We start from the raw sequence: 14,524 nt of genomic DNA on the forward strand, positions 1-14,524 counted from the left end.
AAAATAGTTAATAACTTGATTTTAAATGCTCCAAAGCCGATAATTAGTAGTTGTGAGAATTGATTGATTTTTATATTTTAATCTTTAAAAGCCTTAATGGACGGTTGCTTCTCGGTTCACTGCATAAATCCCCATTGTCAACGTCCCTATCCTCAACCCTGGGGAAACAAATTCTGTAACAGTTGTGGCGCACCGCTGCATCTGTTAAATCGCTATTTCTCTCTTAAACCTCTCGGTGCGGGGGGATTTGCCCAAATTTACACAATTTGGGATGAAAAGACACAGACAGAAAAAGTGCTGAAGGTGCTGGTAGAAACCTCACCCAAGGCGCTGGAATTATTCAAGCAAGAAGCGGAAGTTTTAAGTAGTTTCCGTAACTCTGGCGTACCTACAGTTGATGCTGACGGATATTTTCAAATTAATTTGGTTAACCCTAAACCCTATCAATTACCATGTTTGGTGATGGAAAAAATCAATGGCTACACTTTAGAGGAAGTATTAATAAATTCTCCTCAAGGTTGTTCCGAAGATTTGGTAATAGGTTGGTTTATTCAAGCTGTACAGATTTTACAGGAATTACATCAACGCCAAATTATTCACCGAGATATAAAACCTTCTAATTTAATGTTGCGTACTTCTACACCCGCAACCCCTGGGAAGGATGATAAATTGGTGCTAATTGATTTTGGCGGCGCTAAACAATTTAGTGGTTCAGTTTTGCGATCGCATCCCACATCTACACGCTTGTACTCCTCCGGTTATAGTCCTTACGAACAAATTCGCGGTGGTAATGTTGGCCCAGCCGCAGATTTTTATGCTTTAGGACGGACTATAATTCAACTACTAACAGGTAAGTATCCGCCAGACTTAGAAGATAGTCTGACAGGTAAATTACGCTGGCGTAATTACCGACAGATTAAATCAGATTTAGCGGATTTAATTGATGAGATGGTACAGGATGATCCGAAATTTCGTCCAGCGGATGCAGCTATTATTCATAAGCGATTAATCAAGATTGCTTCTTTACGTCCACACAAGGGGTTATTGATCAGCGCAGGTCATTGTGTTGTAACATCAATTACTGATATTACTCAATTCATAAGTAATACTACTGTATTTATAATTGAGGGAATATATAAATTTTTATTAGCTTGTTTGGCGACTATTTGGGTGATGATTCTGACAAGTATCTGCGCGGGAATCGGGACTATAATTGGTTTTGTCCTGGCTTACCATACCAGTTTAGGCGATCGCTGGCTAGAATTACTAACCTATCCATTACCAACATTAGTCCAAAAACAACCTTATATAGCCGCAGAAACTATAGTTTATGGTTTTGCAGGTTTGGGAACAGGTTGGGGATTAACCTTATCAGGCTGTTTTGGACAAAAGCGGCGGTTTCTGATCACAGCTTTAATGGGCTTAATTGGCTACAGTTTAGGCTGGATAGCTTGTCAATTCATCACCACTCCAAATCCGGCGGAAAGCTTAGTCACATGGATTTTAATCTCACTTCCCCTCTTAACCCTCGGCTTAGGTCTTCGCAGTCATCAAATCGCTTATGCTGTCATTGCAGGTTTAGGTAGCGCCAACTTGATAGCCATTTTCGTGCGGTTAGGATTGAGACTGCATTTATTCCATTTTTCCAGTCAACCACAAGGGCTTGATGTATTTTCACCCATAGGTTTTTTTAGTTTAGTGAGTATCTTAATTAGTTTTTCCTTGAGTATAAGCTATTACCTAGTTGTCCCTTGCTTACGCTGGTTAGGTTGGCGATAACAATTAAAAATTCTTGAAACCCTTGTAGAGACGTTCCATGGAACGTCTCTACGATCTTTTTAGGAGATGTCTTTTGTAATCCCCCTAGTGGAATATTTTTATTTTTATATAAGATTCCTACGGGCAAAAACAATACTAAAATAAAGATAATACCCTAAAACACAGCTTTTTGCCCAGTTTATCACTAATATGAGTAATACCAATTTTTGGAAACCTGCTTACCAGCGATTCAAACCAGAAGAACCTCTGGCTACATCTGAAGAGTTGCAAAATTTCTACGTCCCCAGAGATAATAGTCCTGTAGACCAGCTTGTTAGTTTATTGGAAATGGAAGATGATCCAGTAAAATTTTTACTTGCAGGTCATCGAGGAGGCGGTAAAACTACTGAACTGCGACGACTAGAACAAAAATTAGCGAATACACATACTGTTATTTGGATAGATACCCAAACAGCGTTAGATAGATATAACATTGGCTATGCTGAAGTTGTAGTTTTGATTGGTTTGCAAATTGCACAGCAAGCTATTAAATCTAATTGGTTATTTAAAAAAGATAAATTATTAACAAGACTACAGGACGCACTCAAGACAGTAGTTTATCAAGATAAAGGTACTCAAACTGAAGGTTTGGGAATGCCAGAATTTATCGAAAAAGCAGGATTAATTCTCAAACGTGGCTTAACTAGAGAAATCACTAAAACCGTTAATGTCCGTCCAAAATTAACGGAAATTATTGATAGCGTTAATGAAATTATTATCGCTGCTGAAAAAGAAAATAACCAAAAATTATTTATTATTGTTGATGGACTAGATAGACATGATTTAGTTACAGCTTTGGATATGTTTTCTAGTTCATTGCTGACAGAATTAAGCTGTCATATTATCTATGCAATTCCCATTGCTTTGCGATATTCGCCGAACTTTAGACAACCAATGGAAAGCTTTCAAAAATGTTTGGATTTGAATAATCCTCCCGTTTTTGAATGTGATAATAATCTATGTCCTACAAATAACCCTGATCATATAGGCAGACAAACTCTCGTGAATATAATTAATAAACGTCTCGATAGCTTAGGCTATGATTATCAAGGTTTATTTACACCTGATGCTTTAGAACTGATTTGTGAAAAAAGCGGTGGTGTGATTCGAGATTTAGTGAGATTGGCGCGGACTGCTTGTGAAATTGGACAGCGGAAAAAATTGAAGTTAGTAGATTTGGACATTGCAAAAGAAGCTGTGCAAGAAGTCCGCAGAGAATATAATTTAGATGATTATCAATATCCCGAAATTCATTCAGTACATATTACTGGAAAGTTAACCTCTAAAACCCACAGTTTACCAAAAAAAGGCGAATTTATTATTTGTGATGAGCTTTTACAAAACAAACTCGTTTTGGGTTATTACAATTCTAGACAAAAATCTTGGTTTGATATTAATCCTATTTTGATAGAGGATTTACAACGTTGGCAAGAAGCTAACAATTTTCTATAAAAACGTGACTATTTTGGAAAGATTACTAATTATCAACTGGTGCTAACTATGCTTTCTGATGACTCCAATTATATTTTGACCGAAGCTGATAAAGAAGAATTAGAAAAATTAGTCAGCATCTTAGAACTTTCCAGTGGAACAACAATTATTTTTGCTGTTGCACCAGAAAGTAGTCCTCAACATTTGGTTGTGCAACAGCTACAAGAAGATTTAAAAAAATGCGAAGAAAAATTTACTTTTGACAACTTTTTTTATAGTGAAAATTCTTTTCATAACTTCTTATATAGTTTAGATAAAAATCTGCAATCAGAACGTAAATTAATTATGGCATTTGGTCTTGATCAATTGCCTGCAGATAGATTGGTTAGAGAAATGCAGCGTTTAAACTTAGGACGAGAAGAGTTATTTGGTAGAAACTTAATATTAATTTTTTGGTTAAATCAAATAAACTTTCTAGATGAATTTCGTCAGCGTGCGCCGGATTTTTGGGATTGGCGAGAAAAGGTAGTACAATTTGAAACTCGTAATCCCTTACTTTATCCTTATTTAGAATGGTTAATTGCTGAAAACTCCTATCTCAAAATGAGTGGGGTAATGCAAGTAAATCGTCAAGTTGATATTTTCCTTGACCAGATTTATGTTTCTCTGCAAGCACAACGACGACAAGAAATCATTGATACTTCTGAAAGTAGAGAAATTGAAGCAGTAACTGTTTTAAAATCTCCCTCTAATTTTAGTAGAGGTAAAGGAACAGGAATTGATTTCGATGATAGGGATGAAACTGAATATTATCAACCTGTACGAGAAAAAATCACATCCATATCTAGTACCAAAACCATTACCGAAAAGGTTGAATTATCCCAGGCAGTAAAAGCAAATTCTTACAGCGTCATTTTAGGCGCTCCTGGTGCGGGTAAAACTACTCTTTTACGTTATTTAGCTCTGCATTTTGCCACAGCTAAAAGGGATGATCAAGAAACGGTAATTGGTGGGGAAGCAAAGGAAGATTTAGGAAAAACTCTCCTGCCTATTTTCTTTCGTATTGCTGATTATGCAGAGAAACTAAAACAACAACCAAATTTAACTTTAACTGAATATTTACGCCAATTTTATCGTCAGTGGGAAGCTCATTTTCAAACACAAAGAAAAATGGGAACTGAGGGAGCAACATTTTTATTAGATGCTGCTATGAGTGAAGGAAAATCCTTAATATTGCTAGATGGTTTAGATGAAGTATTTGACCAAGAAAGCCGGAGACAAATTGTAGAATCTATTAATCAGTTTGTTAATGATTTTTCTAATAATAAATATGTAATTACTAGCCGCATTGCTGGTTATCGTGATGTGCAATTAAGCAGCCGTTTTGCTGAATATATGATTGAAGATATGAGCAGCGAAAAGGTAGAACAGTTTTTATATCGCTGGTGTCGCACAGTAGAAAAAGCACAACAACCAGATGCTAATGAAGAACAAATAGAAAGAAAAGGAAATGAGCAAGCAGCAAATATTTTAAACGCAATTCAAGAAAATGAAGGTGTGAAGCGTTTAACCGCAAATCCCCTATTGTTAACTATTTTGGCACTGATTCACCGCAATGGGGAACGTTTACCTAACCGTCGGGTGAGGTTATATGAGTTAGCAGTGCAAACTTTGATAGAAGATTGGCAACTTAGTAAAAAATTACCAGATGCTCCAAAAGTCGTATTAAGAGAAACTGAAGTAGTAGAACTTTTAGCACCTTTAGCATATTGGATGCACGAAGAAAAACCTTCTGGTTTAGTAACAGAAACGGAGGTACAAGAACAACTAGCAACCAAAATGGCAGAACTGAATGATGCTGAACCAGAATCAGATTTAGTGCGTCAAGCTGTGGGAGAATTTTTGCGGAAAGTGAGGGAAACAACAGGTTTATTTGTGGAACGCGCACCTGGTGTTTATGGTTTTATGCACCTCACCTTTGAAGAATATTTTGCGGCTCGTTATATTGCAGATAATGACCAAAGTAAAATTCAAGAACTAATTCAACAACATCTCCATGAACCACGCTGGAATGAGCCAATTCTGTTGTCTTTAGGGTATTACGGAATTCATCTGCCTGGACAAGTTAAGAAATTAATAGATCAATTATTTAGTAATTTACAAGATTATCAACCTCTACTACAATATGGCGATATAAAAATAAAAACCTCTGTTGCTGATAATACAATTATTATTTACTTAAAAGCAGAAGATGATTCAGCAGAAATATTAAAGAATGTAGAATTTAATTTGCAAGATTTATTTTTTGCAGGACAAGTTATTGCTGAAGTTGAAGTTAGTAATATTTTCCGCAAAAATGTTATTGAAAAATTAGTTATTACTTACATTGGTATAGATGATGATTTTGATAATGATCTAATTAAGCAACTTTTGCGAACATTACGGAAAATTGAGCTATTTTATCAGAAAGGTGAAGTCATAGCCAAATTAACAGCAGTAGCTAATGATGTAAGTCTATCTCAAGAAATGCAGATTAAAGCGAAAACAGCTATTTTGTATGTTGCTTGTGGTCAATCATTAGGATTAGATAATTATGTAACAGAAATTGTTAATCAATTAGAATCTTCGCTTTTTGATAGTATTAGAAATTTGGTAAAAGAACTGGGTGAAGAAATGACACCTAACCTAGAAATTAGCCGTCAATTTCATAATCATGAAGAAGGTTATAAAATGGCATTAATTTTTATCACTGCGATGTCTTATGTCAGAAAAGAAAATTATGATAAAGCTATTACAATTTTTGAAGATATAGACCAAAAATCAAATAATAGTCTTAAATCATTTATTTATTGGTCTTTGGCTATATGTTATGAAGAGAAAGAAAATTATGATAAAGCTAATGAATATTATGATAAATGCAAAATAGCTGATGATAATCTATCAAATACATCATTTATTTTTTGGAGAAATTGGGGTTGGTGTCAGAAATCAAACAACAAACATGAACAATCACTTGATTACTACCAAAATGCACTAAATATTATTAATAAAATTCAACATTTCAAATATAAAGCAAGCTGTCTTTTCAGTATAGGCAGAGTTTATCAAGATTGGGAAAAATACGAACAGGCAATAAATTACTACGAACAAAGTCGGGAACTTTATCAACAATTAGATAAAGAGAAAGATGTAGCTGATTTGTGGTATTGGATAGCTGTTTGCTATAGAGAATGGGGAAAATATCAACAAGCTGTTGATTGTCAAAACAAAAAATTAGCAAAATATCAGCAGTTAGAAGACCAAGATAGAATTGCTCTTGCTTACTATCAACTAGGAACGATTTATCAAGGTTGGGGTAAATACGAACAAGCGATAAGTTTCCATGAACAAAGTCGGGAACTTTATCAACAATTAGGTAAAGAAAAAAATGCAGCTAATCAGTGGTATTGGATAGCTGATTGCTATAGAGAATGGGGAAAATATCAGCAAGCTGTTGATTGTAAAAATCAAGATTTAGCGATTCTTCAGCAGTTAAATGACCAAGATAGAATTGCTCTTGCTTACTATCAGCTAGGAAGAATTTATCAAGGTTGGGGTAAATACGAACAGGCAATCAGTTACTACGAACAAAGTCGGGAACTTTATCAACAATTAGATAAAGAGAAAGATGTAGCTGATTTGTGGTATTGGATAGCTGTTTGCTATAGAGAATGGGGAAAATATCAGCAAGCTGTTGATTGTGAAAACCAAGATTTAGCTATTCGTCAGCAGTTGAATGACCAAGTTAATATTGCTGATGCTTACTTTCAGCTAGGAAGGATTTATCAAGGTTGGGGTAAATACGAACAGGCAATCAGTTACCACGAACAAAGTCGGGAACTTTATCAACAATTAGATAAAGAGAAAGATGTAGCTGATTTGTGGTATTGGATAGCTGTTTGCTATAGAGAATGGGGAAAATATCAACAAGCTGTTGATTGTGAAAACAAAAAATTAGCTATTCGTCAGCAGTTGAATGACCAAGTTAATATTGCTGATGCTTACTTTCAGCTAGGAAGGATTTATCAAGGTTGGGGTAAATACGAACAGGCAATCAGTTACCACGAACAAAGTCGGGAACTTTATCAACAATTAGGTAAGGAAAAAAATGTAGCTAATCAGTGGTATTGGATAGCTGATTGCTATAGAGAATGGGGAAAATATCAGCAAGCTGTTGATTGTGAAAACCAAGATTTAGCTATTCGTCAGCAGTTGAATGACCAAGTTAATATTGCTGATGCTTACTTTCAGCTAGGATGGATTTATCAAAGTTGGGGTAAATACAAACAAGTAATAAGTTACTACGAACAAAGTCGGGAACTTTATGAACAATTAGATAAAGAGAAAGATGTCGCTGATTCGTGGTATTGGATAGCTGATTGCTATAGAGAATGGGGAAAATATCAGCAAGCTGTTGATTGTGAAAACCAAGATTTAGCTATTCGTCAGCAGTTGAATGACCAAGATAGAATTGCTCTTGCTTACTATCAACTAGGAAGGATTTATCAAGGTTGGGGTAAATACGAACAGGCAATAAATTACCACGAACAAAGTCGGGAACTTTATCAACAATTAGATAAAGAGAAAGATGTAGCTGATTTGTGGTATTGGATAGCTGTTTGCTATAGAGAATGGGGAAAATATCAGCAAGCTGTTGATTGTGAAAACCAAGATTTAGCAATTCGTCAGCAGTTGAATGACCAAGTTAATATTGCTGATGCTTACTTTCAGCTAGGATGGATTTATCAAAGTTGGGGTAAATACAAACAAGTAATAAGTTACTACGAACAAAGTCGGGAACTTTATGAACAATTAGATAAAGAGAAAGATGTCGCTATACGGTTTCGACAAATTGCTTACTGTCAAATCTTATTAGCCAAAAATACCAAAAATACAATAGAAGCTGCTGAGTTACTGGTACAAGCTGAGAAAAATATCCACCAAGCTATAGAAATCAATACTCTAGGACAATATCAAGAAAATCTTGCTTACGATTACACTACACTCAGTTTACTTTACTCAGCAGATCTACATCTTTTACCTGTTGATAACTCTTCAATACAGGAAAAGATTGGTTTATTTGAGGAATCCTATCACAAAGGCTTAACTTATTTTGATGAACTGGGACAAATAGTAAATAAGGCCGAAGAAGCTTTAGATATAGCTCGTGTTTACCTAGAGGTAGAAGTTCTAGAAAATCTTGCCCGTAGCGAAGAAATAGCTCAAGGATGTTTAGAAATATTTCAAGATTACAACCGCCAAAAATTGACAGCTTCAGCATACAAGCTGTTAGGGGAAATTCACCTGAAACGGACACAGCAAAATCAGCCTGATAATCAAGTTATTGCTCATCAGTTTTTAACTCAGAGTCTACAAATTTACCAAGATTTAGATTTACAGAAACAAGTTGGAGAGATAAGCATGATACTGGATAATGTATAATTAATTACTAATGATTATTAATAAACACTTGGTGAGAATTAAATGTGCGTGGTTTGAAACCCGTGTAGAGACGTTCCATGGAACGTCTCTACTTTTTTACCAGATGTCTAATTATCAGTTCCCCAAAACACAGATACCCCTGGTTCATTTTTGTTGTGAACCAGAGGTATCTCATAATTGGTAGACTATAAATCTTTCGGTATACTGAAGTTGAAACCAATATACACTCTTTATTCCCATTTGCATAGTTCTGTAATAACAATTTATTTAAGTTTTGTATACTTTTAATTATTTCTTTATATTTAAGATTAATTAAGCCAGCAAATATCCTGTTTTTCTTCCCTTGTACTAGCAGCATTTTGGTGATAAATACCGCCTAAATCAGCTAATTCGGCACTTAATGATCGGAAATTAAGTTATTCTGAAGCTTATTTGCAAAAAATATGGAAACATTGAATATGGAACGCGCTATTTCATTTTTAGGCATTTGTGTTTTCATCGGTATATGCTACGCCCTGTCCGTGAATCGTCAAGCTGTGCGTTGGCGGACAGTCGCCTAATGATGCCTTGCTGTTTTCCTAAGGGAACAGGGAACAGTTGTTACCAAAACTGTAACGATTGAGGATTTATGAATCTGTGGATGAGATAGTGAACAATTAGTACATTAGCAACGTCTTTTGCAATAGACACCCGAAAATCTGGAGTAATTGAGGTAAAAGGATGAATTCTATCACAACCAATTTTCTGCAACGACGTTATGGAGTAAGTTTGGGCAGACGTTATGTTTTAGCAGCCGCTGGTGTTATGATATTAGGTGCGTTTGCTTATTCCCCGATAGATAACAGCAATAACGTCTTTACTAGATCTCATCTACCCAATACAGAACTAGGCTTTTTACCGGACGATAATCTACTTTGAGAGCAGTATGGCGGATGAGTATGTCATGAAATACTCAAAGAATTATTAGGCTCTATTTTTGGAGATGCTTCTGGTGTCATAGGTGTGGCTATATCATCCAGAGAAGAGTCTTCTGGATCAAAACTCAGTGCTGAGGGACGAATAGCGCTGATGATGCTTTTAATGACAACAGCGCAGGGGACAGCCACAATTACTCCTAAAAGTCCGCCAATTCTCGCTCCAGTTAAGACAGAAATTAAAATCCAAACGGGGTTTAAACCCGTAAAACTGCCTAAAATTCGGGGTGCAATCAGATTTTCGAGAATTTGCTGCACAATTACGGCAGCTATTAAGACCCTCACCCCCATAGAAACATCTTGGAGTGAAACCAAGGAAGTTGTCAAAGCGATACCCACAGAACCGCCAAAGGGGATAAGTGCCATGACTCCAATAGTTAACCCAAATAATAGACCAAAGGGAACTTTCAGCCATAAAAAGGTAGGAATCAGCGCGGAAGCCATGCAGGTTGATAAAATTAATTGGGTGATAAAAAAGTTTTGAAAGCTTAAACGGACTGTTTTGGAAAAGGGAGCGCGAAATTTAGAAGGTAGCCATTCTACTAAACTTTGCCAAAGTTCACCGCCATGCTGTAATAAATAAAACGTTAATACCATTGTTAGTAGGAAATCCAACAAACTGGTAACAGTGATCACGGCTAGATTTAGCACCTGTCCAGCTATGGACTGTAATTGTCCTTTGACGCGATCATTGATTTGTGCGGCTAAAGCATCTAAGTTAATGGGTAAACCTACACTTTCTGCCTTGCCATTGAGTATCATTAATTGTGAACGTCCTGAATCAATTAAGTCTGGTAAACGCGCCACCAGTTGTTGGGCTTGAGTCAGGGCGAGAGGAAACAGGGTGACACCTAGAGCTAATAAAATGGATAATGCTAACAAAAATACGAGGATGGCTACTTGCTCTCGTTTTGCTCCGTGATTTTCCATCCAACTTACTGGATAGTTGAGTAAAAATGCTATTACCGAAGCTCCGACTAAAATAACGATCAGGGAGTGAAAATAATTGAAAATTGCGGCAATAGCCCAACCATTGAGAACTAATAACGGTGCAAGTAGCGCGATCGCTAAGTATCTCGCTATAGGTGTCAATGTTTGCCACCAATTGAGTAGCTTACGTGTTTGCATTTTTAGGTAATTACACTATAGAACTAAATTAATTTCTTCTTGACAAAGTATTAATCCCATGGAAGTTGGTCATTGGTAATTGAAATTGTTAATTGCCCCTACCTAATTAGCAACTTAGGTTATTATCTCTAACTTAATGACTATTATTCACCATCTCTAGTTTATGATCACATCAACCACTATGGATAAATTGCCAGCAAAAGATACAGATATCTCAAAAACACAACTTATTTTATATTTGATTCCCATTATCGGCTTTTTTCCCTCGCTGTGGACTCTCTACCAGCGTCAGGGTAGCCGGCAACAAGTTACTGCCAGCCGTTTATCTATTACCTTGGCCTTTATCTGGATGTTAGGTTATTTCATGTTAACTACTGGAGCAGCAACAGATTTTTTGACACTGCGCTTGTTAATTCTCAATAGTTTTCTGACTTCTGGTTACTTTTTAGTCAGTGTTTGGTTGATTTTCCGGGTCATTCAAGGCAAATCTTCCCATTTACCAGGATTTAGCAACTTGGCAGAGCGACTATGGCATAAGTATTAAATAGCAAATCGGAAAATCATAGAAATTATCGCAGCCCGTTACAGATTGCCGGAAGTATAAATTTGAAATCAAAATCTCAAGATTAATAAAAAGGCTTTCACCCCTAACTCCTGGTTTGTGAATTCTGTTGTATATTCGGAGGTTTATTATAGCAAATTTGATGAGAAGTTAGCTATTATAGTCTGATTTGTTGGGGATGTATTGAGTCGGCAAATTTACTTTATTTAAAATCGTAGGTGAGAGGAAGTCTGTGACTAGTCAAAAAACATCAGCAGCACAAAAAAGAGCCGCAAAAGCTAAATATAAGGGTAAAGGGCAAAATTACCGCCCATCAAAATTAGGACGGTGGCTATGGTTTGCGGTGGGTATGGGTGGGATTGCCCTAGTATCTGGACTTGCAGGGGCGTTGTTGGCGGTTTCTTGGGAAAGTACGCCTTTGCAACAAGCTCAACTCAGTCCCCAGGAGGAAGCGGTATTTGATGGGGATAGTATTTCTGGCAATGGGTTACAATTTTCCCAACTAACTCGTCCTGTTAATATCCTGCTAATGGGGATGAGCGTACTGCCTCCAGATGTCCAAAACCCCCCTTCTGACAGCAAAAATCTGAGTTATTTACCCCAAATTAATTCTTTTGACGGTCTTTCTGATGTCATGCTGTTGATCAAATTTGATCCAGAGACAAAAAAAATAGTCATGCTTTCTGTGCCTAGAGATACCCGTGCAGAAATTGAAGGGTATGGAGTGAAAAAAATTAATGCGGCTAATGCAGAGGGTGGACCAGCGTTAACGGCGAAAACCGTTAGTAATCTTTTAGGTGGAGTAGGAATTGATCGCTATATTCGTATTAATGTTTTGGGCGTTAGTAAGCTAATTGAAGCTTTGGGGGGAGTGAATATTTATGTCCCCAAAAACATGAAATATCGGGATGATTCCCAGCATTTATACATTAATTTAAAAGCGGGTCAACAACATCTCAATGGTGAACAGGCATTGCAATTACTCCGCTATCGTCATGATGAACTGGGAGATATTGGTCGAATTCAGCGCCAGCAAATGGTGTTGCGGTCTTTAATTGAACAGACTCTGAACCCGACAACCATCACGAAATTACCAGACATTCTCAATGTTGTTAAGGAAAATATTGATACTAACTTATCTGTTGAGGAATTAGTAGCGCTGGTTGGTTTTGGCTCAAAAATCAATCGCTCGAATATGCAAATGTTAATGCTACCTGGACGCTTTAGCGACAATCATGAGTTTGATGCCAGCTACTGGGTTCCAGATGGGCGGAATATTGCTAAAGTAATGACGCAGCATTTCGGTTTAGAAGCGAAGACGGCAGAAATATCGTTTGCTGAACCTAGTCATCTGCGTGTAGCTATTCAGGATAGTACAGGGAACAATCGCTCTCAATTGCGTCCCCTAATTAGAACATTGGAAAAAGCTGGATATAAAAATATCTTTGTCTCCAAACCCTGGGGACAACCCCTGGATATAACTCACATTGTGGCACAACAAGGAGATGGAGATAGTGCCGAATCAGTCCGTAGTCTCTTGGGATTTGGGGAAGTACGCGTAGAAAGCACTGGTAATATCGGTTCAGATATTACTATCCAGATAGGAAAGGATTGGTTTCAAAACCAGGCTATTTTCCAAAACTCCACCAGTCCGTAAGCCCTATTGATTACAAACATCTTTACTGAACTTAAAATTTCACAAAAGTCAGCAGTTATGGATTAGAGTCCAAAGAGACAAAATCAGCAATTATCCTCAAGAATGAATCATTAAAAGCAAAGTTGGATTCCGTTCTTCTTGCCAAAATTATGATTGTTTGATCTTGATGAATAAATCTTCATACTCTTTCATAACTGCTGGAGGTAAGGGGAGTATAAATTCACTTTTGGCCAGAATTTCAGCATCAGTTAAGAATAAATTCTGTAACTGTTTCTGAATATCCCCTACGACCATAGCATTGTCCACAGGAGAATTGCTTTTAGTTAGTAAGGCAATTTGTTTAGAGGTATTGGGTTGTAAACAAAAATCTAACCATTGATATGCTAAACCATCATTACTAACACCTGTAGGACTTACCCATAAATCAGTCCAAATTGCTGTTCCTGATTGGGGAACAACTGCGGCAAATTTTTGATAACGACTGATTACCGGAATAATATCATGAGACCAACCAACTGCTAACCAAGTATCCCCAGTAATTAATGGTTCTAGATAGTTTTGAGAATCATAGAATTTGACTTGTTGATTTAATGCTTGTAATTCTGGTTTTAGTGCAGAAATTTGCTTGATATTTTCCGTGTTATAAGATTTTCCTAATTTCTTCAAAACTAAACCAATTACTTCTCTGGGATGATTAAGTAAAGAAATCCGATTTTGTAATTCACTCCGCCATAAATCACTCCAATCTGTTGGTTTCCAACCTAATTGTTGAAACTTTTCTTGATTATAAATAATTACTGTATTCCCCCACCGATAAGGAACACCCCAAATTTTACCTTCTTGATCACGCTTAATTAGTTGTTGCCATTTTTCATTTAAGTTAGCTAAATTTTTGATATTTGTTGTTGCTAATGGTTGAATTAGTTTTTGATCAATTGCTGCTTGTAACCAATAATCACCCAAGGTAACTAAATTAGCAGTCGGTGATTTTTGATTTTGATTAAATGGTAAATAACGAGTCCATTCTTGCTGATTATTAGTTGGCGGTTGTTGCCAAGTCTGTAATAATTTAAATAACTCCTGAAGCTGATTCACTGGGGTAAATTTCAATTTTCCCCCTTGAGTTACAGTTTTCCGAAACTGATTAACTACCTGACCAGGAATAGAATTTTTTAATAGCTGTACATTTAAGGGGGGTTGCTGGTTTGTTCCGCATCCTGTGATCAATTGAGAAAGTGTTAAGGTACTTATACCCAATAAAAAAGATCGTCTGTCCATTGATTTTACAGTTGGTGAATATAGCCATCCTCAATCATAGCTTGAGTTTGATGGGGCAATTTTACATATTGAGCTAGAATAGATAAATAAAAATTTACCGCTTGCATCAGCCCTGAAACCCAACAAATGCGTTGGGTTGTGCTGTCGCTTAACCCAACCTGCAAAAAATGGCTAAGGTATTGAAACAAGTTGACA

At 36.6% G+C, this 14,524-nt stretch carries 8 protein-coding genes and 1 pseudogene; 7 read left to right on the forward strand and 2 right to left on the reverse strand.

Features of this window, described 5'->3' with window-relative positions; translation table 11 throughout:
- The first annotated feature begins 96 nt into the window (after positions 1–96).
- The 5 genes and pseudogenes from HGD76_RS12520 to HGD76_RS12540 all read left to right on the forward strand — a co-directional run bounded on the left by HGD76_RS12520 (position 97) and on the right by HGD76_RS12540 (position 9,648).
- Entirely contained in the window at positions 97–1,779 is a 1,683-nt protein-coding gene (locus HGD76_RS12520) for a serine/threonine-protein kinase (RefSeq protein WP_168695977.1), read from the forward strand.
- 189 nt (positions 1,780–1,968) lie between these two features.
- Positions 1,969–3,270, forward strand: coding sequence for a P-loop NTPase fold protein (locus HGD76_RS12525; RefSeq protein WP_168695978.1), 1,302 nt, complete (start codon positions 1,969–1,971; stop codon positions 3,268–3,270).
- 48 nt (positions 3,271–3,318) lie between these two features.
- Positions 3,319–8,730 carry a tetratricopeptide repeat protein gene (locus tag HGD76_RS12530; protein WP_168695979.1) on the forward strand — a complete coding sequence of 1,804 codons (5,412 nt, stop codon included), beginning with the start codon at positions 3,319–3,321 and terminating at the stop codon, positions 8,728–8,730.
- A gap of 458 nt (positions 8,731–9,188) precedes the next feature.
- Positions 9,189–9,287 (forward strand): annotated as a pseudogene (locus tag HGD76_RS12535) (Na+ dependent nucleoside transporter N-terminal domain-containing protein); the annotation flags it as partial.
- 163 nt (positions 9,288–9,450) lie between these two features.
- Positions 9,451–9,648 (forward strand): proteinase inhibitor I4 serpin, encoded by a 198-nt coding sequence (locus HGD76_RS12540; protein WP_168695980.1) that lies wholly within the window; start codon positions 9,451–9,453, stop codon positions 9,646–9,648.
- 23 nt (positions 9,649–9,671) lie between these two features.
- Here HGD76_RS12540 and HGD76_RS12545 read toward each other — a convergent pair whose 3' ends face one another.
- The gene (locus HGD76_RS12545) at positions 9,672–10,832 is read right to left on the reverse strand and encodes an AI-2E family transporter (protein WP_168695981.1); all 1,161 of its coding nucleotides are present in this window, start codon (positions 10,830–10,832) and stop codon (positions 9,672–9,674) included.
- A 163-nt stretch (positions 10,833–10,995) separates the two neighbouring features.
- On the opposite strand from HGD76_RS12545, the gene HGD76_RS12550 reads away from it, so the two are divergent.
- Together HGD76_RS12550 and HGD76_RS12555 are read left to right on the forward strand one after the other, a co-directional pair.
- Entirely contained in the window at positions 10,996–11,376 is a 381-nt protein-coding gene (locus HGD76_RS12550) for a hypothetical protein (RefSeq protein WP_168695982.1), read from the forward strand.
- A gap of 250 nt (positions 11,377–11,626) precedes the next feature.
- Positions 11,627–13,051 carry an LCP family protein gene (locus HGD76_RS12555; RefSeq protein WP_168695983.1) on the forward strand — a complete coding sequence of 475 codons (1,425 nt, stop codon included), beginning with the start codon at positions 11,627–11,629 and terminating at the stop codon, positions 13,049–13,051.
- Between the two features lie 147 nt (positions 13,052–13,198).
- On the opposite strand, the gene HGD76_RS12560 is transcribed toward HGD76_RS12555, so the two are convergent.
- Complete coding sequence (locus HGD76_RS12560) at positions 13,199–14,329, reverse strand: extracellular solute-binding protein (RefSeq protein ID WP_148761264.1); 1,131 nt, start codon at positions 14,327–14,329, stop codon at positions 13,199–13,201.
- Positions 14,330–14,524: the final 195 nt, after the last annotated feature.

It is taken from the genome of Dolichospermum flos-aquae CCAP 1403/13F, assembly GCF_012516395.1.
In the GTDB taxonomy this organism is placed as follows: Bacteria; Cyanobacteriota; Cyanobacteriia; order Cyanobacteriales; family Nostocaceae; genus Dolichospermum; species Dolichospermum lemmermannii.

Excerpts from the sequence above, each read along its gene's own strand:
- HGD76_RS12540 (WP_168695980.1), top strand. The coding sequence starts at position 9,451 with ATGAATTCTATCACAACCAATTTTCTGCAACGACGTTATGGAGTAAGT.
- HGD76_RS12550 (WP_168695982.1), top strand. The coding sequence starts at position 10,996 with ATGATCACATCAACCACTATGGATAAATTGCCAGCAAAAGATACAGAT.
- HGD76_RS12545 (WP_168695981.1), bottom strand. The coding sequence starts at position 10,832 with ATGCAAACACGTAAGCTACTCAATTGGTGGCAAACATTGACACCTATA.
- HGD76_RS12530 (WP_168695979.1), top strand. The coding sequence starts at position 3,319 with ATGCTTTCTGATGACTCCAATTATATTTTGACCGAAGCTGATAAAGAA.
- HGD76_RS12520 (WP_168695977.1), top strand. The coding sequence starts at position 97 with ATGGACGGTTGCTTCTCGGTTCACTGCATAAATCCCCATTGTCAACGT.
- HGD76_RS12560 (WP_148761264.1), bottom strand. The coding sequence starts at position 14,329 with ATGGACAGACGATCTTTTTTATTGGGTATAAGTACCTTAACACTTTCT.
- HGD76_RS12525 (WP_168695978.1), top strand. The coding sequence starts at position 1,969 with ATGAGTAATACCAATTTTTGGAAACCTGCTTACCAGCGATTCAAACCA.